At 52.8% G+C, this 22,507-nt stretch carries 22 protein-coding genes; 6 read left to right on the forward strand and 16 right to left on the reverse strand.

The genetic code is table 11. From position 1 onward, the window contains the following. Positions 1 to 102 precede the first annotated feature (102 nt). From ctaF to cyoE, 5 genes are all read right to left on the reverse strand, one after another. Positions 103 to 435, reverse strand: a complete 333-nt coding sequence (ctaF, locus tag CWI35_RS04805) for a cytochrome c oxidase subunit IVB (protein WP_011230585.1) — start codon at positions 433 to 435, stop codon at positions 103 to 105. A 4-nt stretch (positions 436 to 439) separates the two neighbouring features. Then, entirely contained in the window at positions 440 to 1,060 is a 621-nt protein-coding gene (ctaE, locus tag CWI35_RS04810) for a cytochrome c oxidase subunit III (RefSeq protein WP_011230584.1), read from the reverse strand. Then, positions 1,060 to 2,931 carry a cytochrome c oxidase subunit I gene (ctaD, locus tag CWI35_RS04815; RefSeq protein ID WP_014195356.1) on the reverse strand — a complete coding sequence of 624 codons (1,872 nt, stop codon included), beginning with the start codon at positions 2,929 to 2,931 and terminating at the stop codon, positions 1,060 to 1,062. Before ctaD ends, ctaE begins: the two co-directional genes overlap by 1 nt. Positions 2,932 to 2,953: 22 nt before the next feature. Next, positions 2,954 to 4,024 carry a cytochrome c oxidase subunit II gene (coxB, locus tag CWI35_RS04820; protein WP_031205763.1) on the reverse strand — a complete coding sequence of 357 codons (1,071 nt, stop codon included), beginning with the start codon at positions 4,022 to 4,024 and terminating at the stop codon, positions 2,954 to 2,956. 77 nt (positions 4,025 to 4,101) lie between these two features. Next, on the reverse strand, positions 4,102 to 5,031 hold the full coding sequence (cyoE, locus tag CWI35_RS04825) for a heme o synthase (protein WP_119878002.1): 930 nt from the start codon (positions 5,029 to 5,031) through the stop codon (positions 4,102 to 4,104). A 380-nt stretch (positions 5,032 to 5,411) separates the two neighbouring features. Here cyoE and CWI35_RS04830 point away from each other — a divergent pair, with 380 nt between their 5' ends. Continuing rightward, positions 5,412 to 6,365 (forward strand): COX15/CtaA family protein, encoded by a 954-nt coding sequence (locus tag CWI35_RS04830; protein ID WP_011230580.1) that lies wholly within the window; start codon positions 5,412 to 5,414, stop codon positions 6,363 to 6,365. Positions 6,366 to 6,530: 165 nt separating this feature from the next. Here the strand turns inward: CWI35_RS04830 and pyc are convergent, their stop codons facing one another. From pyc to CWI35_RS04845, 3 genes are all read right to left on the reverse strand, one after another. Beyond that, positions 6,531 to 9,974, reverse strand: coding sequence for a pyruvate carboxylase (gene pyc, locus CWI35_RS04835; protein ID WP_021321495.1), 3,444 nt, complete (start codon positions 9,972 to 9,974; stop codon positions 6,531 to 6,533). A 62-nt stretch (positions 9,975 to 10,036) separates the two neighbouring features. Then, the gene (gene ftsW / locus CWI35_RS04840; RefSeq protein WP_023634058.1) at positions 10,037 to 11,248 is read right to left on the reverse strand and encodes a putative lipid II flippase FtsW; all 1,212 of its coding nucleotides are present in this window, start codon (positions 11,246 to 11,248) and stop codon (positions 10,037 to 10,039) included. A gap of 125 nt (positions 11,249 to 11,373) precedes the next feature. Continuing rightward, entirely contained in the window at positions 11,374 to 11,661 is a 288-nt protein-coding gene (locus CWI35_RS04845; protein ID WP_011230577.1) for an Fpa/YlaN family protein, read from the reverse strand. 162 nt (positions 11,662 to 11,823) lie between these two features. Between CWI35_RS04845 and CWI35_RS04850 the strand changes: the two genes are divergently transcribed. Beyond that, complete coding sequence (locus CWI35_RS04850) at positions 11,824 to 12,330, forward strand: molybdopterin-binding protein (RefSeq protein ID WP_011230576.1); 507 nt, start codon at positions 11,824 to 11,826, stop codon at positions 12,328 to 12,330. A 185-nt stretch (positions 12,331 to 12,515) separates the two neighbouring features. Here the strand turns inward: CWI35_RS04850 and CWI35_RS04855 are convergent, their stop codons facing one another. Further along, positions 12,516 to 13,847, reverse strand: a complete 1,332-nt coding sequence (locus tag CWI35_RS04855) for a PhoH family protein (protein ID WP_011230575.1) — start codon at positions 13,845 to 13,847, stop codon at positions 12,516 to 12,518. 133 nt (positions 13,848 to 13,980) lie between these two features. Here CWI35_RS04855 and CWI35_RS04860 point away from each other — a divergent pair, with 133 nt between their 5' ends. Beyond that, positions 13,981 to 14,580, forward strand: a complete 600-nt coding sequence (locus CWI35_RS04860; protein ID WP_013145886.1) for a YhcN/YlaJ family sporulation lipoprotein — start codon at positions 13,981 to 13,983, stop codon at positions 14,578 to 14,580. A 161-nt stretch (positions 14,581 to 14,741) separates the two neighbouring features. Beyond that, on the forward strand, positions 14,742 to 14,942 hold the full coding sequence (locus CWI35_RS04865; protein WP_011230573.1) for a YlaI family protein: 201 nt from the start codon (positions 14,742 to 14,744) through the stop codon (positions 14,940 to 14,942). 60 nt (positions 14,943 to 15,002) lie between these two features. Here CWI35_RS04865 and CWI35_RS04870 read toward each other — a convergent pair whose 3' ends face one another. The 3 genes from CWI35_RS04870 to typA all read right to left on the reverse strand — a co-directional run bounded on the left by CWI35_RS04870 (position 15,003) and on the right by typA (position 17,524). Further along, positions 15,003 to 15,284, reverse strand: a complete 282-nt coding sequence (locus CWI35_RS04870; RefSeq protein ID WP_011230572.1) for a hypothetical protein — start codon at positions 15,282 to 15,284, stop codon at positions 15,003 to 15,005. Continuing rightward, complete coding sequence (locus tag CWI35_RS04875) at positions 15,281 to 15,589, reverse strand: YlaH-like family protein (RefSeq protein WP_014195349.1); 309 nt, start codon at positions 15,587 to 15,589, stop codon at positions 15,281 to 15,283. Before CWI35_RS04875 ends, CWI35_RS04870 begins: the two co-directional genes overlap by 4 nt. Positions 15,590 to 15,679: 90 nt before the next feature. Then, positions 15,680 to 17,524 carry a translational GTPase TypA gene (typA, locus tag CWI35_RS04880; protein ID WP_011230570.1) on the reverse strand — a complete coding sequence of 615 codons (1,845 nt, stop codon included), beginning with the start codon at positions 17,522 to 17,524 and terminating at the stop codon, positions 15,680 to 15,682. Positions 17,525 to 18,044: 520 nt separating this feature from the next. Between typA and CWI35_RS18210 the strand changes: the two genes are divergently transcribed. After that, entirely contained in the window at positions 18,045 to 18,215 is a 171-nt protein-coding gene (locus CWI35_RS18210; RefSeq protein WP_014195347.1) for a DUF5325 family protein, read from the forward strand. Between the two features lie 50 nt (positions 18,216 to 18,265). Here the strand turns inward: CWI35_RS18210 and CWI35_RS04895 are convergent, their stop codons facing one another. From CWI35_RS04895 to CWI35_RS04905, 3 genes are all read right to left on the reverse strand, one after another. Next, a complete protein-coding gene (locus CWI35_RS04895; protein WP_011230568.1) occupies positions 18,266 to 19,060 on the reverse strand; it encodes an inositol monophosphatase family protein in 795 nt (264 codons plus the stop codon). 105 nt (positions 19,061 to 19,165) lie between these two features. After that, a complete protein-coding gene (locus tag CWI35_RS04900) occupies positions 19,166 to 19,381 on the reverse strand; it encodes a hypothetical protein (protein ID WP_013145893.1) in 216 nt (71 codons plus the stop codon). Positions 19,382 to 19,613: 232 nt separating this feature from the next. Continuing rightward, positions 19,614 to 20,573, reverse strand: a complete 960-nt coding sequence (locus CWI35_RS04905; RefSeq protein ID WP_119877532.1) for an NAD(P)H-dependent flavin oxidoreductase — start codon at positions 20,571 to 20,573, stop codon at positions 19,614 to 19,616. Between the two features lie 157 nt (positions 20,574 to 20,730). Here CWI35_RS04905 and CWI35_RS04910 point away from each other — a divergent pair, with 157 nt between their 5' ends. Next, complete coding sequence (locus tag CWI35_RS04910) at positions 20,731 to 22,203, forward strand: aminotransferase class I/II-fold pyridoxal phosphate-dependent enzyme (RefSeq protein WP_011230565.1); 1,473 nt, start codon at positions 20,731 to 20,733, stop codon at positions 22,201 to 22,203. A 114-nt stretch (positions 22,204 to 22,317) separates the two neighbouring features. Here CWI35_RS04910 and CWI35_RS04915 read toward each other — a convergent pair whose 3' ends face one another. Beyond that, the gene (locus CWI35_RS04915; RefSeq protein ID WP_025949695.1) at positions 22,318 to 22,443 is read right to left on the reverse strand and encodes a GapA-binding peptide SR1P; all 126 of its coding nucleotides are present in this window, start codon (positions 22,441 to 22,443) and stop codon (positions 22,318 to 22,320) included. Between the last annotated feature and the right edge of the window lie 64 nt (positions 22,444 to 22,507).

The following is a 22,507-nucleotide window of genomic DNA, read 5'->3' on the forward strand; positions in this document are numbered from 1 at the left end:
ACGAATCCCCTCCTGATTTGTCCTTTCCCATTATACTATACGACGCCGCGCCAAGGCTATTGAAAAAGGGGAAACCGGTGCAAAAACCGATTCCCCCTTTTCTTACCACCAAACGACTGTTGTAAACGCCCAAACAAGTAGAAGCATAACCGCCACACCGCCGTAAATAAACATCGCCGGGAATTCGTGGCCTTTATGGCTCATGTGCATGAAATAATACAGCTGAAATGCGACCTGCACGGCGGCTAAAAGCAAAATAAACGGAACGACAAACCAATGGGAAAACTCTTCGTAACCAACGGCGGCGAAGGCAATGAGCGTCAACAAAATCATCAAAACGAATGCAATCATTTGATGGCGCATTTCTTCCGCATTTTTCCGGCGGCGATACGCTAAGTCGATGCGCTCATTTCCTGAATTCGTTTGGTTCGCCATACGTTCACCCCACCATTCCCATCAAGTATACAACGGTAAAAATGAACACCCAGACAACATCGATGAAGTGCCAATAAAGGCTCGCGACGTAAAACTTCGGGGCGTTGTATAAATTCAACCCACGCTTAGCGTTGCGAATCATGAGCGTCAAAATCCAAAGCAACCCGAACGCGACGTGGCTTCCGTGCGTGCCAACGAGCGTGTAGAACGCTGAAGCGAAAGCGCTGGTCGTAAACTTATGGCCTTCATGCACATATTCATTGAACTCGTAAATTTCCAAGCCCAAAAAGCCGGCGCCAAGCAAAACGGTAATGCCAAACCAGAGCTGCATCTTTTTAAAGTCAAAGTTTTTCATATGATAAATGGCATACACGCTCGTCAAGCTGCTGGTTAGCAGCAGCATCGTCGCCATGAACACGACCGGCATTTGGAACAGTTCTTCCGCCGAAGGGCCGCCGTTCGTTTTATCTTTGAGCGCCAAATAGGTGGCGAAGAGAGAGGCGAACAGCACCGTCTCTCCGCCTAAAAAGAGCCAGAAGCCAAGAAACTTATTTTTCCCCTCAAGGGTGGCGCGTTCCGGCGCGGCCGGAAACGTCTCGGCCGTCAATTTTTCCTCTGCATGCATCAGGCGTTCGCCCCCTTCTTCTCAAGTTCAAGCACTTCTTCTTTATGGATGTGGAAGCCGTGATCATCGATCACCGAGCGCAAGAACATCGAACCGAGCGTAATGAGCAGGCCAAGAATGCCGACCGGCAAGCCCCATCCAGCATCGTTATGATACGTAAAGCCGAAGGCGGCGACAAACAGACCGAACGCAATGACAAACGGCAGGAACGACGAATTCGGCATATGGATGTCGCCAAGCGGTTCGGCTGGCGTCAATTCGTTTTTGCCTTCCATTTTTTCGAGCCAGAAAGCGTCCAGCCCGCGGACGAGCGGCAGTTGGGCAAAATTGTACACCGGCGGCGGCGAAGCGATCGCCCATTCGAGCGTGCGGCCGTCGCCCCACGCATCGCCCGCCACTTTTTCTCCTTTTGCGGTTGTAATCACGATGTTAATGAGCAAAATGACCGTGGCGGCCGCCATAAAGAACGCGCCGATCGTACTGATCAAGTTGCCAGTCTCCCATCCTTGATGCGGCAAATACGTAAACACGCGCCGCGGCATCCCTGTCAAACCAAGGAAGTGCTGAATAAAGAACGTTAAATGGAACCCGATAAAGAACAGCCAGAACGTAATTTTGCCGAGCGTTTCATTCAGCATGCGGCCAAACATTTTCGGCCACCAATAATGCGTGCCCGCGAGCAAAGCGAACACAACCCCGCCGACGATGACGTAATGGAAGTGCGCAACGACGAAATAGCTGTCATGGTATTGATAGTCCGCCGCCGCCGACGCCAACATGACCCCGGTCACCCCGCCCATGACGAACGACGGGATGAAGGCGACGGCATAATGCATCGGCGTTGTGAATTTGATGCTTCCGCCCCACATCGTAAACAGCCAGTTGAAAATTTTGACTCCTGTCGGAACGGCGATCGTCATCGTCGCGACGGCAAAGATGGCGTTCGCAATCGGCCCCATCCCGACCGTGAACATATGGTGCGCCCATACCATGAACCCTAAGAAAGCAATAAGCACCGTCGCAAACACCATTGACGAATAACCGAATAGGCGTTTGCGCGAGAACGTCGCGAAAATTTCCGAGAAAATGCCGAACGCCGGCAAGACAAGGATGTATACTTCCGGATGGCCGAACACCCAGAACAAGTGCTCCCAGATGATCGTATTGCCGCCGGCAGCGGGGTTAAAGAAGTTGCCGCCAAACAATCGATCCATCATCATGAAAATCAAGCCGACCGTAAGCGGCGGAAACGCAAACAAGATGAGCGCCGACGTCACAAACGTCGCCCATGTGAACATCGGCATGCGCATAAACGTCATGCCCGGAGCGCGCATGTTGATGATCGTCACAAGAAAGTTAATGGCACCCATGATCGTTCCGAAGCCGGAAATTTGCAGCCCGAGCGTATAAAAGTCGATGCCATGATGCGCTTTTGAGTCAAGCGACAGCGACGCATACGACGTCCAACCAGCGTCCGGTGCGCCGCCTAAAAACCATGAACAGTTCAAAAACAAACCACCGAAGAAAAACATCCAGAATCCAAGAGCGTTCAAAAACGGGAACGCGACGTCGCGCGCGCCGATCTGCAGCGGCACGACTGCGTTCATAAAGGCGAAAACAAGCGGCATCGCAGCCAAGAAAATCATCGTCGTCCCATGCATCGTCAACACTTCGTTATACAACCCGCCGACAAGGAAATCGTTGTTCGGCTTGGCGAGCTGAATGCGGATGAACAACGCCTCGAGACCGCCGAGCAGGAAGAAAAACCCGCCGGCAATCAAGTACAGATGGGCGATTTTTTTATGGTCGACCGTTGTCAAATAATCCCACAAAACGGCGCCAACACCCTTTTTGCGCGCGATTGTACTCACGGTGAAACCTCCTTCTCATGCTTTATTCCACTTTTAAGCTCATCAAATATTTCGTCAATGCATCAATTTGCTCTTCCGTCAAGTGGCCATATGTACCCGCCATTTTATTTCCAGGCTTCACGCTGTTCGGGTCTCTCAGCCATTTTTTCAGATTTTCTTCATTATGCTCCAAAATACCGGCGATTCGTTCGCGATCGCCAAAGTTCGCCAAGTTCGGCGCCGTGCGCGCTTGCACCGGACGCTTGTCCACAGGCGTCACCGCATGGCAGCCAATACAGCTTTTATTGAAAATCGCTTCCCCTTCTTTGGCGACCGGATCGGTGACAACCGGTTTTTTCGCATTTTGCATCTTTTTCACCCAGGCGTCAAATTGGTCGCGCGGCAACGGCCGAACTTTAAAATCCATCAGCGCATGGGACGGACCGCAAAGCTCCGCACATTTGCCGTAAAAGACGCCGCCGGCTTTATCGGTCGCCTTTTGGTCAAAAACAAGCCAAAATTGGTTTTTGTTGTCGGTGTTCGTATCCATTTTGCCGCCGACCGCCGGAATCCAGAACGAATGTTTGACATCCGACGCAATCAAGTTGAAATACACTTTTTCATTCGTCGGCACGACCAAATCTTGGCTCGTGATAATGCCGTAATCCGGATATTCAAACTCCCACCAGTATTGGTTGGCGCGAACATTGACGACAACTGTATCCTTATCTCGTTTTTTGTCGTTCATCGCCTTGACATCGGCCAGTTTAAACGTGGTTGATACCGTCGGCACGGCCAAAATGAGCAAGAGGATGATCGGAATGACAGTCCAGATAATTTCCAGTTTATGGTTCCCTTCCACTTGCTTCGGGATTTTATTTTCTTCCCCCTTGCGCCGCCGGAAGCGGATGACAACGTAAACGAAGATGATCGCCACGACGACAATGACGAGCACCATGATCGATGTGCTCAACAGCATGAGCGAATACTGCATGTCCGCTACTTCACCGGCGGGCTGGAGCGTCGATAAAAACGGTTTGCCGCAACCGGCGAGCAACAGCGCCATCATCCCGAACAGGGAAAATAAGCGCCAGTTACAGAGCCCCTTGTTCATAGCCTAATCAAACCCCTCTTTCTTTGATGGATAAATGTATATAAATTCTTTCACTAAAGAAAGAATTTTATCTTAATTCACCAAAGCGTCGCGATGACCATCGCCACGAACAAAATCGTCAAGTAATTGAGCGAATAGACGAACATCCACTTCGCCCATTTGATGTCATCTTTCATTTTCAAACCTGCCAATCCCAGCATCAGCCAGCCGACATTGAGCAGCGTGGCCACGATTAAAAATGGAACGCCAAGCGAGAACAAGTAAAACGGCAACGGCAGCAAACATGCCACCCAAACGATGATTTGCCGCTTCGTCATGGCGAATCCATGGACGACCGGCAACATCGGGATGCCGGCTGCACGATATTCTTCGCATCGCTTCATCGCCAACGCCAAAAAGTGCGGCGGCTGCCATAAAAACATGATCAAAAACAAGATGAGCGGAACAATATGAAACTCCGGATCGACCGCCGTCCAGCCGATAACCGGCGGCACCGCGCCGGAAATGCTGCCGACAACGGTGTTGATCGTGTAATGGCGCTTCGTCCAAAGGGTGTATAAAAAGACGTACGTCGCCATACCGATCAATCCAACGACGGCAGCCGTAACCGTTGTCATAAGCAGGCCCATCTCGCCGATTGCGACAAGACCAATCCCAAGCCAAAGCACCCGCCGCGGATCCATCGTCCCGGTGACGGTCGGGCGTGCTTTCGTCCGCTCCATATATTGATCAATGTCGCGGTCAATGTAGTTGTTGATGGCGCATGAACCCGCAATGACAAGCGCTGCTCCAAACAGTGTGAAAAAGACAAGATGCAGGTTCTCCAAAAAGTGTTCCCCAGTAAAATAAAACGCCAGCCACATTCCGGCGAACGTCGTAATCAAATTGGAATTGACGATTCCGATTTTCACAACAGACGACAACTCTCTCCAAACTGCCTTGACGCTCACATGCGAGCGATGCCCGGCATCGGCCGCATCCTGGTGCACCGCTTTCAATTCGGCCATGTCTCCTGTTCCTCCTCGCTGCGCCGCTCCTTGCCCGGCCGGCGCCGTGATGTTGCCTGAAATTCTTTCCAACGCCAAATAGCAAAAACGGGCTGTTTCCTCTTTATATTAAATCACATTTTTTCCTCATCATGTGAACTTTTTTTGAATAATTTGTGTCAAATTTTTGAATCCGTATGCCCCAAACGGTTCATTCGCTTGTCCCATTAATATTTCTAGCAAACTTAATCGACTTATTCAATATGCAAACGTCATTTTGTGTTTCCGGCCGCCATCGTGTAAAATAGATTTGGCTTGGCGACACGGTTGGCTGCAATAAAATCCATCACTTTACTAATATGGACAAAATCACAGTTTCTCAATACAAGAAGGTGAAGATTTTGCAACGTTCACTGAAATGGTTTGCCTCGGCAACCACGTTGGCAATGTTGTTTGTTTTAATTGGCGGAGCGCTTGTGACCAAAACCGGATCCGGCATGGGGTGCGGCCGATCATGGCCGCTGTGCAACGGCCAATGGGTGCCGGATCACATTACGCCTGAGCTCATCATCGAGCTGAGCCATCGACTCGTTTCCGGCCTTGCCGGCATCATGGTGCTCATCCTTTCCATCTGGGCGTGGAGAGCCATTGGCCATGTGCAGGAGACAAAGTTTTTAGCGGTCATATCGTTTGTCTTTCTCGTCTTGCAAGGGCTGATCGGCGCCGCCGCGGTCGTGTGGGGGCAGTCCGATTTCGTCCTCGCCTTGCATTTCGGCATTTCGCTCATTTCGTTTGCCGCTGTGCTGCTATTGACGCTATTGATTTTTGAAATCGACAAAACGTTTTCCGCCGCTTCCCTTTCGCTTGACGGCAAAATGCGGTTTCATATTTACGGCATCACCATATACTCATACATCGTCGTCTACACCGGAGCGCTCGTGCGCCATACGAACGCCAGCCTCGCTTGTCCGAGCTGGCCGCTTTGCGCGAAAACGCGCCTCCTCCCGGTTCAGTTTCATGAATGGGTGCAGATGGGCCATCGATTGGCCGCTGCTGTCATCATCATTTGGATCGCCGCCGCCGCAATACATGCCGTCCGCCATTACCGCAGGCAGCCGGTCATCTACTACGGATGGCTCATCGCCCTTTTGCTCGTGCTCGCGCAAATGACGACTGGAGCGCTTGTCGTTTTTACGCAGCTGAATTTATACATTGCCTTGGCGCATGCCTTTTTCATTTCCTGCCTGTTCGGTGTGCTCAGCTATTTATTGCTTTTGGCGCTCCGCACCCGCCGCGCGCCGGTAAAAGCCGCCGACCATTCAGCTGGGGAAGCGGCGCCGGCGACGTTGAAATGACGTTCGTCGGTCAGCAAACCAAAAGGGGCTGACCCAAAAGGTTGTCTGTCTTCAAGATAGGCACAACCTATCGTGCAGCAGAAGCAGTCAGCACGTATATAGAGCAACGAAAGAGGGTATCCCGATCCTTTTGGGACACCCTCTTTTTGCGCGCGATGGACAGTTTCATTTGGACAGCTCAATTAGCAAATCCCCCGCTTGAATGGCATCGCCGCTTTTGACGTAAATATCTTTGACAATGCCGGCAAACGGCGCCTGCACCGTCGTTTCCATCTTCATCGCTTCCGTAACCATCAAATGGTCGCCTTTGTCAACTTTTTCCCCTTTCTCCACGAGCACTTTCACAACCGTGCCCGGCATCGTGGCGGCAATGTGGTTCGGATTCGTCCGATCGGCCTTGATGCGCTCAGCGACAGCGGCTTTGATGCTTTCATCGCGGATGATGACTTCGCGCGGCTGGCCGTTCAGCTCGAAGTAAACGACGCGTGTGCCGTCCGCCTGCGGCTGGCCGATGGAGACGAGTTTGACGATGAGCGTTTTCCCGCGCTCAATCTCCACTTCGATCTCTTCGCCGAGGCGCATGCCGTACAGGAACGTCGGTGTATCGAGCACTGAAATATCGCCGTATTTTTCGACCGTTTCGGCATATTCCAAAAACACTTTCGGATAAAGCGCATAGGCAATGGCGTCAAAGTCGGTCACTTCGCGGCCGAGCTTGTCATACAGCTCCCGCTTGATTTGCTCGAAATCAACCGGCTCAAGCAGCTCGCCCGGACGAACGGTGATCGGTTCGCGCCCTTTCAAAATAATGCGCTGCAACTCTTTCGGGAACCCGCCATGCGGCTGGCCTAAATAGCCTTCGAAAAACTCCACGACCGAGTCTGGGAAATTGAGCGTTTCGCCGCGTTCAAAAATGTCTTGCTCCGTCAAATTGTTTTGCACCATGTAAAGCGCCATGTCGCCGACAACTTTCGATGATGGCGTCACTTTGACGATGTCGCCGAACAAGTCGTTGACGCGGCGATACATTTCTTTCACTTCATCCCACCGATCGCCGAGGCCGACCGCTTTTGCCTGCTGCTGCAGGTTGCTGTACTGGCCGCCTGGCATCTCATGCATGTATACTTCCGTATGCGGCGCGTTCATGCCGCTTTCAAACTCCTGATAAAATTTGCGCACGTCTTCCCAATAGCGGGCCAACTGCTCAAGGCCGTAAATATCAACCTCCGGCGCCCGCTCCGTTCCTTCAAGGGCATAGTAGAGCGTATTGGCGCTCGGCTGCGACGTCAAGCCGGCCATCGAGCTGACGGCGACATCGACGATATCGACGCCGGCTTCGATCGCTTTGGCGTACGTGTAAATGCCGTTGCCGCTCGTATCGTGCGTATGCAAATGGATCGGAATGTCGACCGTTTCCTTGAGCGCGGAAATGAGCACGTACGCCGCCTGCGGCTTCAACAGGCCGGCCATATCCTTAATGCCTAAAATGTGCGCACCGGCTTGCTCGAGCTCTTTCGCCAAGGCTTTGTAATAATCCAAATTGTACTTCGGCCGGTTCGGGTCCAAAATATCGCCTGTATAGCAAATAGCCGCCTCGGCGATTTTGCCGCTTTGCCGGACGGCATCGATCGCCACCGTCATCCCTTTCACCCAGTTTAGGCTGTCGAAAATGCGGAACACATCAATGCCGGCTTGCGCCGATTTTTCAACGAACTCGCGGATGACGTTGTCGGGATAGTTTTTATACCCCACGGCGTTGGCCGAGCGAAGAAGCATCTGGAACAGCACGTTCGGGATGCGCTCGCGCAGCTTGAGCAGCCGGTCCCACGGATCTTCTTTCAAAAAGCGGTACGCCACATCAAACGTCGCCCCGCCCCACATCTCAAGCGAGAATAAGTTGGGCAGCAAACGCGCCGTCGGCTCAGCGATCCGCAACAAGTCGATCGTGCGGACGCGGGTCGCCAACAACGACTGATGAGCGTCACGGAACGTCGTATCGGTCAAGAGCACGCGCGGCTGCTCCTGGATCCAGCGAACAAGCCCTTCAGGTCCGCGTTCATCCAAAATTTGCTTCGTTCCCGCTGGGATCGGTTCCGTTTGGCTCACCTTCGGCACGCGCGGTTTGTCAAACACCGGCTTTTTCTTTTTGCCGATGCCAGGGAAGCCGTTGACCGTCACGGTGCCGATGTACGTAAGCATTTTCGTCCCGCGGTCTTTTCGGCGCGGGAATACAAACAATTCCGGCGTCGTATCGATAAATGACGTATCGTATTCCCCTGACAAAAATTTCGGATGCTGCACGACGTTTTCCAAAAACGGGATGTTCGTTTTAATGCCGCGGATGCGGAATTCGCGCAAGTTGCGCAACATTTTTCTTGCCGCCTGCTCAAACGTCAACGCCCATGTCGACACTTTCACGAGCAGCGAATCGTAATACGGCGTAATGACCGCCCCTTGGAAGCCATTGCCGGCGTCCAAGCGCACGCCAAAACCGCCGCCGGAACGGTACGCCATAATTTTTCCCGTATCCGGCATAAAGTTGTTGAGCGGGTCTTCCGTCGTCACCCGCGACTGAATGGCGTAGCCGTTGATGCGGATGTCCTCCTGCTTGGGAATGCCGACTTCCGGGCTGTGGAGCGAAAATCCGTCGGCGATTAAAATTTGCGACTGGACGATGTCAATCCCGGTGATCATTTCGGTGATCGTATGCTCAACTTGAATGCGCGGATTGACTTCGATGAAATAAAACTCATCCCCGGAGACGAGAAACTCAACCGTGCCAGCGTTGACGTAGCCGACGCTTCTCATGAGCCGGACCGCCGCCTCGCAAATGCGCTCGCGCAGCTCGTCCGACAACGAGACGCTCGGCGCGACTTCCACGACTTTTTGATGGCGGCGCTGCACCGAGCAGTCGCGTTCATAAAGGTGAACGATGTTTCCTTCGTGGTCGCCCAAAATTTGCACTTCAATATGCTTCGGCTTTTCAATCAGCTTTTCGACATAAACGTCATCGCTGCCAAACGCCGCTTTCGCTTCCGACTTAGCCCGCTCAAACGCTTCCTTCACTTCCGACTTTGAGCGGACGATGCGCATGCCCCGGCCGCCGCCGCCAAGCGCCGCTTTAATGATGATCGGGTATCCGTGCGTCTCGGCAAAGCGGACGACATCCTCAAGGCCGCCGACCGGTCCGTCGCTGCCCGGGATGACCGGAATGCCCGCCTTCATGGCCGCATGCCGCGCTTTCACTTTATCGCCGAACATATCCAAATGTTCTTCATTCGGGCCGATGAAAATAATCCCCTCTTCGCGGCACCGTTTGGCAAATTGAATGTTTTCCGACAAAAACCCATATCCCGGGTGGATGGCATCAACATCGTGGGCTTTGGCGATCTCAATGATGCCTTCGATGTCCAAGTACGCTTCGATCGGTTTTTTCCCTTCCCCGACTAAATACGCCTCATCCGCTTTGTAGCGGTGGTACGATCCGGCGTCTTCCTTCGAATAAATCGCCACGGTGCGGATATCAAGCTCCGTGCAGGCGCGGAAAACGCGAATGGCGATCTCTCCGCGGTTGGCTACCAGCACTTTGCGAATTCGTCTTGTCCTCATTCTGTCCCTCCTCCTTTATTTAATAAAAGTATAAAAGTTTTGCCGATTTGTAAATACACTTTCTAAAAAGTCAGACCTCTTTTCTGTTTGCTGACCATCGTTTTTTCCGCTTTTTTATACCGTTGTTCGTACTTTGCAAACATAGAAATGTTCACAAGCAGACCGAGCGAAGCCATGGTCAGGACAAGCGACGTTCCCCCATAGCTGACGAGCGGCAGCGGCACCCCTGTAATCGGAATAAGGCCAACGACCCCACCAACGTTAATGAACGTTTGAAAGCCGATCATGACGGAGATGCCGATCGCAAGCAGACTCCCAAACGCATCGTGGGAGCGGCGGGCAATCCAAAGCCCGCGCAGCACGATAAACGCCAATAACCCAAGCGTGAACGCTACACCAAATAAGCCGAGCTCTTCGGCGATGACCGCCATAATAAAATCGGTGTGCGACTCTGGCAGGTAGCCGTATTTTTGAATGCCTTTGCCAAGCCCCACTCCTTTCAGCCCGCCAAGCCCGATCGCCAAATACGAATTAACGAGCTGGTAGCCATCGCCGTTTGCGTATTGAAATGGATCCAAAAAGCTGTAAAGACGCGATACCCGTTCAGGAGAAAAAATTTTTTTGCCAGCAACCGGGAGCCAAAACGGTGACAGCACCGTCCCGATCAATGTAAAAAAAAGCAGCTGCTTTAGAAGCAACACGAGGCGCAAACCGGACGAAACAATGATGCACATCGCGATGGCAAACACGATCGCCGCCGTTCCGAAGTCAGGCTGTATGGCAATCAGGAAACAAATCACCAATGTATAATAAATGGGGAACAAATTGCTTTTCGCCGGCTCGGCCAGCCGCTTCCGCTTGTTGGCAAACGCTGCGGCCAAGTATAAAATCAGACCGAGCTTCGCGAGCTCCGCCGGTTGGATCGAAAGCGCCCCGACGCGAAACCAGCTTGTTGCGTTGTTGGCCGTATGGCCGAGAAAAGCGACGGCGATCAGCATCAATGGAGAAGCAAAAAAGACGAGTTTCACCCATCGCTCCGCCCGCCACACTTTATACGGAATCGCCATCGTGATGGCGAACGCGATGAATCCGGCAATCAGCCACAGTTTTTGCCGCTCGTAAAAATAGTCGCTTGGCACTTCAAAGCGGATGACAGCGGTGACCATGCTTGAGCTGTACACCATAATCAATCCGAACAACGACAGCATGATGACCGCGGTGATCAGCGGATAATCATAGCACTTCAATACTTTTTTCCATAATTGTCGTTCCATCGTTCCTCTTCCCTGTGAACATGTATGTACTTAAAATCATTCGCAGCGGCGCGCTGTTTTCCTGCCGAAAAACAGAAAAACTCAAACGACGGGAAACCAATCGTTTGAGTTGTTTTATATATCCTTTATCGCACGCGCTTTTTGGCCACGGCCTCGTGCAACGTGGAAAGTTCGCGCTCAAGCCGGTCAAGGAGCGCCTTTCCGTCTTTCGCCTCCACAAGCCCGAGGCGCACCGCAAAATCAATTTCCCGTGACAACCCGAACATTTGCGTGTCAAGCACTTCTTCATACACCGGACATTGCGGCATCGTCAAATGGTCCATTTGCACGCGGATGAGTTGGATGATTTTCTCTGCATCCGCTTGTAAAAGCGCGTACGCCTTCTCCCGATAGCTCATCGATTCGTCCGTCACATCGATCCCTCCGTTCTCTCCCCTATCCTTCTTTACATCTTAACGTGAAACAAGCCATTTTGCAAGTTGAAACCGTTGACAGCAACCGGGCCTGGAACATGACAAGCTCTTTCATTATTATTATACTAAAAACGGTGGGAACATGCAGAGGAGAGGTGTTTCATGAACGATATTATTGTGCTGACAGGAAAGGTGAAGTTTACGATCACGCTTGACCCCGGCGTCTGGATTTTCGACGACCGGAAAGTGGACATGGATGCGTATTTTTCGGAGCCGGCTCCACAGCCGACGGAAGCGGAGCAAGAGGACGAGGAAATCAAAAAGCTGTCGGCATTTTGGGACCGGGAAATTCAAGAGGGCGCGGTTTTTCCGCCGACGTTGAAAACGGAGCGGCGCTTTTTGAAGGAGAAAATCATCACCGGCTCGTTCGGCATGCCGTTCGCCCCATTTTTGCGAAACGCTGAGCCGCATGAAGACGCGTCTGAACTTGTCATTGAGACGGAACATGGAGAAACCGTGATCCCTCTGGAAAAGGCGTACGACCTGATTTTCGCTTTTTCCCAAAACGGAAAACCGTTGCGCGACGACGGTCCGGTGCACATTTATTTTGGCGACGGCTCCAACCGCGAGGCGCCGATTACTCATGTGCGTCGGCTCGTCGTCCGATGACCGGGCGCCCCATGAAGGGGCGGCCCGGTGTTTGAGCTTTTGACGCCTTCAACCGCCTTAAGCGCTTTGACCCCAGATGTTTTCCACAGCGCCCCAGGCGGCGGGCGCCTTTCGAAACGTTCGCGGCGTCGGGCCGCGCGCCTGGCACCCGTTCTTTAACGGCGGATGCTCTGAGGAACGCCTAGCTACAGCAAATCAGCGGCAAGCTGTGCGAGCGCCGAACGCTCCCCTTTGACGAGCCGGATATGGCCGGCGATTTTTTGGTCTTTAAACTTTTCGACGACGTACGTCAACCCGTTGTTATATTCATCCAAATACGGATGGTCGATCTGTTCCGGATCGCCCATTAAAATGATTTTACTTTTCTCCCCAACGCGTGTCAAAATCGTCTTCACTTCATGCTTCGTTAAATTTTGCGCCTCATCAATGATGATAAACTGCTCCGGCAGGCTCCGGCCGCGGATGTACGTGAGCGCCTCCACTTCAATCGAGCTCATGCCGGCTAAAATCGCATCGAGCTCCCCCGGTTTTTTCGTGTTGAACAAGTATTCCAAGTTGTCAAAAATCGGCTGCATCCACGGGCGCAGCTTTTCTTCCTTTTCTCCCGGCAGAAAGCCGAGATCTTTCCCCATCGGCACAATCGGCCGAGCGACGAGCAATTTTTTGTATGTGCGCAAATCTTCCGTTTGCATCAACCCCGCGGCAAGGGCAAGCAACGTCTTGCCCGTTCCGGCTTTGCCGATTAGCGTCACAAGCGGAATGTCGTCGCGCATGAGAAGCTCAAACGCCATCGTCTGCTGCACGTTGCGCGGGCGAATGCCCCATATATGTTCGTGATGGAAGATGAGCTTTTTCACTTTTTTGCCGTTTTGGTCGACAATGCCAATCGCTGACGCCGAGCTGCCAAACGCGTCTTTCATAATGATGAACTGGTTCGGATAAAACGGGTGGTCGGCGATATCAGCGAGCACGAGCTCCCCTTTGTCGTAAAACCGCTGCAGGTGGTCCTTTCCTATGTACAGCTCCAAAAATCCGCTGTAAATATGGTCGACATCAACGACGCGGTCGCTTAAAAAGTCTTCTGCCTGCAGCCCGATGGCATCCGCTTTGACGCGCACGAGCGCATCCTTGCTCACCAAAATGACAGAGCGTCCATCTTCCTTCGCCTGCTCTTCAAGCGATAAATTTTTCGCCACCGCCAGAATGCGGTTGTCATTTGTTTTTTCGACAAAAATTTCTTGCAGTTGATGAAACGAACGATGGTTCAACTCAATGCGAAGCGCCCCTCCGTTTTCAAGCGGAATTTTTTCATGCAGCTTGCCGTTTTCGCGCAGACGGTCGATGAGCTTTGACACTTGGCGGGCATTTCTACCAATTTCATCCATATACCGCTTTTTCGAATCCACTTCCTCAAGCACGACCGCTGGAATGACGACCTCATTATCCTCAAACGCGAAAATCGAATACGGATCTTGCAACAGCACGTTCGTATCGAGCACGTAAATTTTTTTTCCCAAATTCCGCTTCCCCCCATGTGAGTTTTTCACGTTTTTCCGTTGGATGGGAATGGCTGTAATACAACATATGAAAACATGTATAAAGATAGAAGGACATTTGCAAACTAAAGAAAAAAAGTCGAGGTGGCCCATTATGAAGAGAAACTGCTGGCTCGCCGTTTTCTTCCTTCCCCTTTTGATTTTCAGCGGCTGCACGTTTGGAAACGATCATGAAGCGAACGAGCCCAATCGTTCACTCGTGCGTGTCAAAAATACGGTCGATGAACGCGTCGAGAACAAATCCGGGCAAGAGATCGCCCGCCGGCTTGCAGAAATCGCCGACCGTGTTCCAAACGTTCACAATGCCGCCGCGATCGTCGTCGGCAAATATGCCATCGTCGGCATTGACGTCGGCGCCAATATGGATGCCTCACGCGTCGGCACCATCAAATATTCCGTCGCCGAAGCATTGCAAAAAGATCCGTACGGCGCGAACGCTATTATTGTCGCTGACCCAGATCTTTACACCCGCGTGCGCAACATCGGCCGGCAAATCGATGAGGGGAGGCCGGTGCAAGCGTTCATGAACGAAATCGCCGACATCGTCGGACGAGTGATGCCGGAAGTGCCGAGCGACTTGTTTGAAACGACGCCGAAGCCCACCGAAGAAAATGACGGACAGCTGAACGAACGGGAGGAGCGGCAACTGAACGAACAGCAAAACAAGCAATCGAATGAACATTTAAATCGATAAACGGTTTCTGTGTGGGTTATAATGGAACAGAAAGCGCGGCTCATTTCCGAGGAAAGCGGGAGTGAAATGCATTTGAATCAACAAACGATCGCGGGAAATGTGGTATAATGGGAACGAAAGAACACTCTACCATTTCGCGTTTGGATGTATTGAGGTGAACAATGAGAGTCAAATGCGTGCTTTGCGACCAAATCGATACGATCGACGATGAATCGCCGCTCGCCAAGCGGCTGCGCAACCGCCCGATCCACACGTACATGTGCCGCGAATGCCACGACCGCATCGCCGAAAAAACGAAACAGCGGCTGGCAACAGGAAAGTTCCGCTTCTATCGCGGCCGCCGCGCAGACGATGATTGGTGATCCTGCAAAAAAAAAACGGTGCGGAAGAGCGATCGCTTTTCCGCGCCTTTTTGGTTGTCATCATCCATACTTTTCCGGTTCGGCTTCGATCTGCCGCCACATCGCCTCAGCCAGCTCAAGCGGGAAACACGCCGCCTTTGTTTCCCCGCCGCGCACATATTCGACGATGTATTGCCCATTCGTTTCATCTTTGACGGCGTCTACGGCCGTCACACCAAAGTCGTTTTCCAAGATGGCGCGGAAAAACGAGGCCGTATCGCGCGCCGCCGCATCGTGCGGACGGGCTTTGGCGACGATGTGGATCGTCAGCCAGTTATAAAGGGCATCCTGCACGGATTTCATGACTTTTCTCCCTCTTTCGCCTGCTTCAGGCGCACTTTATAAATGATTAATACGAGGGCGGCGACGGCCAATCCTTCTGCCACCGGCAAAAAGACGGCAAAAAAGGTCAAAACCGTGCAGCCAAGCGCCAGCAAGACGTAAATGATGACGTTTTTCAACAGCGGCAGGCGGCGGGCAAAACCGAGTCGATACACAAGCGCGGCAAGCAACAACACTGTCACATACAATAGCCACATACCTCGCTCGGGATTATCGTGCACCTTATAAAGCGAGGCGAAAAACGTGAGCCGTTCGAGCACATTCACATCATTCCCCTCCCGTTCATCCTAATAGCGCCCTTCTCCAAGGCGTTTTCGATTGTTCGCAAACTAAAGACGCGCGCATGGCGCTTCCGGCTATTTCGCCTGCTCAACCGCTTTCTTTTTCTTCTCCGCCTTTTCACGCTCGCTTTTATTCAAGATTTTTTTGCGCAACCGGATCGAGGCTGGCGTCACTTCACAATATTCATCATCATTCAAATACTCGAGCGCTTCTTCAAGCGTCAACAGACGCGGCTTTTTCATCGTCGCCGTCTGTTCTTTCGTCGATGAACGCATGTTGGTGACATGTTTTTCGCGGCAAATGTTGACGACCAGGTCGTTTTCGCGGTTATGCTCGCCGACGATCATCCCTTCGTACACTTCAGTGCCCGGCTCAACAAAAATGGCGCCGCGATCCTCAAGTTGCATGATGCTGTAAGCCGTCGCCTTTCCGGTTTCCATCGAGACGAGCACCCCTTGGCGGCGGCCGCCGATGGCGCCAGGCTGCACGGGGGCATAATGGTCAAACGAATGGTTTAAAATTCCATATCCGCGCGTCAACGACATAAATTCACTCCGATAGCCGATCAAGCCACGCGACGGCACAAGGAAGACGAGACGCACCTGCCCGTTGTCGCCGTGCACCATATCGACGAGCTCGCCCTTGCGGCTGCCGAGCGACTCCATGATCGCTCCCGTATATTCCTCCGGGATGTCAATGACGACCCGCTCGATCGGCTCGCACGTGACACCGTCAATCTCTTTTAGAATGACTTCCGGCTTCGATACTTGCAGTTCGTATCCTTCGCGGCGCATGCTTTCAATCAAAATCGCCAAATGAAGCTCCCCGCGGCCGGAGACAATCCACGCATCCGGCGACTCGGTCGGCTCAACGCGCAGACTGACATCCGTCTCCAGCTGGGTGCGAAGCCGCTCCTCCAGCTTTCTCGCCGTCACGTATTTGCCTTCGCGCCCCGCAAACGGGCTGTTGTTGACGAGAAACGTCATTTTCAACGTCGGCTCATCGATGCGAAGCGGCGGCAGCGGCTCTTGATGATCGGGCGGGCAAACCGTTTCACCGACATTGATGTCCTCCATCCCGGCGACCGCGACGATGTCGCCAGCGTGCGCTTCTTCAATCTCAATCCGCTTCAACCCAATAAAACCAAACAGCTTCGTGACACGAAACATCTTGACGGCACCGTCGCGCTTTAAGAGAGCGACTTGCTGGCCTGTTTTCATCGTGCCGCGGAAAATGCGGCCGATGCCGATGCGTCCGACATATTCATTATAGTCGAGCAGCGCCACTTGAAACTGCAACGGTTCGCTGCGGTTGTCCGCCGGCGCCGGAATATGCTCGATGATCGTCTCAAACAAGGCGGTCATGTCACCGTCCTGGCGATCCGGATCGAGGCTTGCCGTCCCGCGCAGCGCTGATGTGTACACGACTGGAAACTCGAGCTGCTCCTCAGAAGCACCAAGTTCGATAAACAGGTCGAGCACCTCATCAACGACTTCCGCCGGCCGAGCAAATTCGCGGTCGATTTTGTTGACGACGACGATCGGCACAAGCTGCTGCTCAAGCGCCTTTTTCAGCACAAACCGCGTCTGCGGCATGCAGCCTTCATACGCATCGACGACAAGCAAGACGCCGTCGACAAGGCGCATGATCCGCTCCACTTCCCCTCCGAAATCAGCGTGTCCCGGCGTATCCAAAATGTTGATGCGCGTTCCTTTATACAAGACAGCAGTGTTTTTTGCCAAAATCGTAATGCCGCGCTCCCGCTCCAAATCGTTGCGGTCAAGCGCCCGCTCCGCGACTTGTTCGTTTTCGCGGAACGTCCCTGACTGCCGAAGCAGCTGGTCAACGAGCGTCGTTTTCCCATGGTCGACGTGAGCGATGATCGCGATATTGCGAAGATCGATTCGTTTGTTCGTCAATGTCGGTCACTCCTGTTCGGCAAACTGCTTGTCTATTATATCACAACCGATAGAAAATCGGCATGTTTTCCTGTACACTAGAAAAAGACGCCCACTTTGCCAGAAAGGAGTCAACCCAGTCAACTACCCCCACTTAGCTAACGCTTGAAGTGGGGGCTTGCCACTCCCCAGAAGTGCAAACGGACTTCGTCCTCCTTCCTTGACTTGGGGTTGCATCAGGGGGCAGGTTGACGACTACCCAACGACGCAGGTCATGCCTGCATCGTTACCGATTCTCTCGGTGTGTCTGTTGGCAGTACTTGGCTTCCACACACAACAGACGGACCTACGCTCGATGTTTTACGTTGCAACGTTTCCTGCAACCAACTCCATACATCGAGTAGCAGCTATTGGAGTGCCTTTATTGAACGGTTTTCTCCACGCCTTTATTCTATCATATACAAAAGAAAGGGGGAACGCGCATTCCTCTCCCACTTACTCCCTTTGGTCGTTGAAGTGGGAGTCTCCTGCGCGAAATAGGATGAAACGGATCGAGCCTGTACCGCTGTTGCTCGCCATTCTTGCCGTCGCCGCCATCATGGCGATCGGCGTCTTCATCGCCGAGCAAAGTTTGATCGGCATCGCCGCTTCCACGGTCATCTTGATCGCCGCCATGGGCGCCGGGTTCGCCCATAAAAAACGGACGCGTTGAAAAACGGGACAAGCTGGATGCTTGTCCCGTTTTCGCGATTTCGCGCCTCATCAATCGTGAAGATAGCGCCGCAAAATTTCTTCGTGCACCCCAGGTTTCGCAGCAAGCACCGAATTGCGGCCAAGCAGATCCAGCGGCTTCCCGTCAAGGGTCGTCACCATCCCGCCCGCTTCTTCAATCAAAATCATCCCGCCGGCGAAATCCCACGGCGACAGGCGCGGCGAAATGTAGGCGTCCAAACGGCCGGCGGCAACATACGCGAGCTCAAGCGCCGCTGAACCATACGAGCGCGTGCCGCGCGCCTCTTTCGCCAGCCTCATGAGCGGGCGATGGTCGAGGCGCTTGTTTTCCATGAGCCATGTCCCGTTGATGGCAATGATCGACTCCGTCACTGGCGCGGGCTGCAGGAGGCCAAGCGGCTCCCCGTTCAAAAACACCCCTCGCCCTTTTTGCGCCGCATACAGTTCGTCAAACACGACGTCATACACGTAGCCGAGCTGTCCGATGCCATCTTCAAAAATGCCGATCGATACAGCAAAATGGCGCCGCTGATGAACGAAATTCATCGTGCCGTCGATCGGGTCAATCACCCAAACAACGCCGTCCAAGGCATCGATCCGGTCGCCAAATCCTTCTTCCCCCAACAGGCGGTGGCTAGGGAACTGGCGGCGGATGTGCTCGGCGAAAAATTGCTCAATGGCGCGGTCAACGTTCGTCACTAAGTCGTTCGGGTTCTCTTTCGCTTCCACCGTCAGCTGTTTTGCAAACGAGGCGCGGATGCGCTTTCCTGCTTCGTCGATCCATTGCCGGGCGTATCGGTCGATTTCTTCCCATTTTTCTGCCATATTGATTCCTCCTGCCTTCGGTTATGTATAGATCGCAACCGGAACGGGGGCGGACACCGCTCAAGAAAAAAACGAACCGGAAAGATGGTTCGCCTTGAATCAGAATCATACTTGAAGGCGCATCAGTTCTTGGCGCAGCTTTTCAAGCCGCCGTTTGCACTCTTTTTTCTTTTCTTCATCGTTTTCCATCATGGCCTCGTACAGCGTCGCTAATTCGTAATCGAGTTCGAGCCGCAACACCGCCATGCGTTTGTCTCCATCTGGCCGCTTCAGCGAATTGGCGGTTTTTTTCATATTCGTCCGCACCCCTTTCTCGATCATCCGCTAAACTTCCGGCGCCCGTCACGAATGTGCTGCTTCATTTTGTTTTATATTATATTATGTGGAAAAAGGGGTGTATGCAACTAATTTGTGCGTTTACCTACCGCGCTTCCGTTGTGGCTCGAATGATACCACAGCGATAATCCAAGGGGAACTATGACCATCAATGATTTCTTGTGTTGACCAGTCGTAGGAAAATGGATAGGAATAACCCATTGTTCCACCTCCACCGTTAGTTTGCCCAACGGCGCCGAATTTGTTCCGCCTCTTCAATCATGCGGGCAAACAACTCAGCGACGGACGGAACGTCGTGAATGAGCCCGATCGCCTGCCCGGCCCAAGCGAATCCTTCGTCCACCTTTCCTTCGTAAATGAAGCGCCGGTTCGCTTCTCCGCTAATATATTCTTTTAAATCATCATACGTACCGCCTTGGCGCTCGATTTCCAATATTTTTTCCGCCCAGGCGTTGGCCAGCACCCGCCCTGGCGCCCCGAGCGACCGTTTAATGATGACCGTATCGTTTTCGGTGGCGTTGAGAATCATTTCTTTATATGCGGGATGAGCATGAACGCATTCTTTCGTGGCGATAAACCGCGTTCCCATCTCAATCCCTTCCGCTCCAAGCGCCAATGCCGCCATCAACCCGCGTCCATCGGCGATGCCGCCCAAGGCGATGACCGGAATCGATACGGAGTCAACGACTTTCGGAATAAGGACGAACGTGCCAGTATCGTATTTGCCGAGATGCCCGCCCCCTTCCTGACCGACGACCATCACCGCATCAGCACCGAGCTCCTCTGCTTTCACTGCTTGGCGGACGGCGGCAACGAGCACGAGCTTTTTCACGTTCGTTCCTTTCAATTGTTCAAAAAACGGCGCTGGATTGCCGCCGGTGACCGAAACGACCGGCACCCCCTCATCAAGCGCTGCTTCAAGCATATGAGCAAACGGGCGGCCGTGCTGGCCAATGGCGAAATTGACGCCGAACGGCCGATCGGTTTTTTCCTTCACCTTGCGGATTTCCTCGCGCAGTTGCTCCGGTCCATCGAGCGACATCGCCGTAATTTGTCCGAGCCCACCGGCGTTCGAGACCGCTGCGGCCAAATCAGCGTACGCCAAGTAAGCGAGTCCCCCTTGAATGATCGGATATGTAATGCCGAGCAGCTCTGTCACCCTCGTTCTCCATTTCATTTCGATAACGCCCCCTTTTTGTTTTGTCTTTCTTTTATTTCTCTCTTGAACCGCTGTTTTCCTTTTTCAGCGTCCATTCATTTCTTCTTTGCAAACGGAAAAATCCATGCTATAATGCACTTGTTTTATCCTCGAGATAAAGAGGTGTGAAAAACCATTGTCGCAACTCGAGACACCATTGTTTACCGGTTTGTTGGAGCATATGAAAAAAAATCCGGTTCAATTTCACATTCCCGGCCATAAAAAAGGGGCCGGCATGGATCCGGAGTTTCGCGCTTTCATCGGAGACAACGCCTTGGCGATTGATTTAATCAACATCAGCCCGCTCGATGACTTGCACCATCCAAAAGGGATGATCAAACGGGCGCAGGAGCTCGCTGCCGAAGCGTTCGGCGCCGATTATACGTTTTTTTCCGTGCAAGGAACGAGCGGCGCCATCATGACGATGGTCATGTCGGTCGCCGGGCCGGGCGATAAAATCATCGTGCCGCGCAACGTCCATAAATCGGTCATGTCGGCCATTGTCTTTTCTGGAGCGACGCCGATTTTCATTCATCCCGAAATCGACAAGGAGCTTGGCATTTCCCATGGCATTACGCCGCAAGCAGTGGAAAAAGCGCTCCGCCAGCACCCGGACGCCAAAGGGGTGCTCGTCATCAACCCGACGTACTTTGGCATTGCCGGCGATTTGAAAAAAATCGTCGATATCGCCCACTCGTACAACGTTCCGGTGCTTGTCGACGAAGCGCACGGCGTGCACATTCATTTTCATGAGGACTTGCCGCTCTCAGCGATGCAAGCGGGCGCCGATATGGCGGCGACAAGCGTCCATAAGCTCGGCGGATCGCTGACGCAAAGCTCGATTTTGAATGTGCGCGAAGGACTCGTCTCCGCGAAACACGTGCAGGCGATTTTAAGCATGCTGACGACGACTTCAACGTCGTACTTGTTGCTCGCTTCGCTTGATGTCGCCCGCAAACAGTTGGCGACGAAAGGGCGTGAACTCATCGACAAAGCCATTCGACTCGCCGACTGGACGCGCCGGCAAATCAACGAGATTCCATATTTGTACTGCGTCGGCGAAGAGATTTTAGGCACGGAAGCAACGTACGACTACGATCCGACAAAGCTCATCATTTCGGTTAAAGAGCTCGGGCTGACCGGCCATGACGTCGAACGGTGGCTGCGCGAAACGTACAACATTGAAGTCGAGCTTTCCGATTTATACAACATTTTGTGCATCATCACCCCGGGCGATACCGAACGGGAGGCGAGCCTGCTCGTTGAAGCGCTCCGCCGCTTGTCGAAGCAGTTCAGCCATCAGGCAGAGAAAGGGATCAAGCCGAAAGTGCTCCTTCCGGACATCCCGGCGCTCGCCTTGACGCCGCGCGATGCGTTTTACGCCGAAACGGAAGTCGTGCCGTTTCACGAATCGGCCGGCCGAATCATCGCCGAATTTGTGATGGTGTATCCGCCTGGCATTCCAATTTTTATTCCAGGCGAAATCATCACGGAAGAAAACTTGAAGTATATTGAGACGAACTTGGCTGCCGGCCTCCCTGTCCAAGGGCCGGAAGACGACACGCTGCAGACGTTGCGTGTCATTAAGGAATATAAACCGATCCGCTGACCGCACAAGCCGGTTTGCCTGGCTTGTGCTTGTTTGCCAAAAATAAACGGCGCGCATGTGACTTGTCGACATGCGCGCCTCTATCCGTTCCTTTCCCCCATCGGTTTGACCGTTTTATTCTTTTTCTCCGCCCTCATGGTCATGCTCGCAGCAATCACATTTCCCATAAAGCGTTGTCACTTTTTCATCTTCGAAATACGCAATCGTCGCATCACACGTTTGACATACGATCGTGCCCATCCCCAAAACCCCTTTGTGATGATAAATTCGCTTGTTGATTTCATAATAATATATCACATTTCAA

It is taken from the genome of [Bacillus] caldolyticus (assembly GCF_003595605.1).
Classification (GTDB): Bacteria; Bacillota; Bacilli; order Bacillales; family Anoxybacillaceae; genus Geobacillus; species Geobacillus thermoleovorans.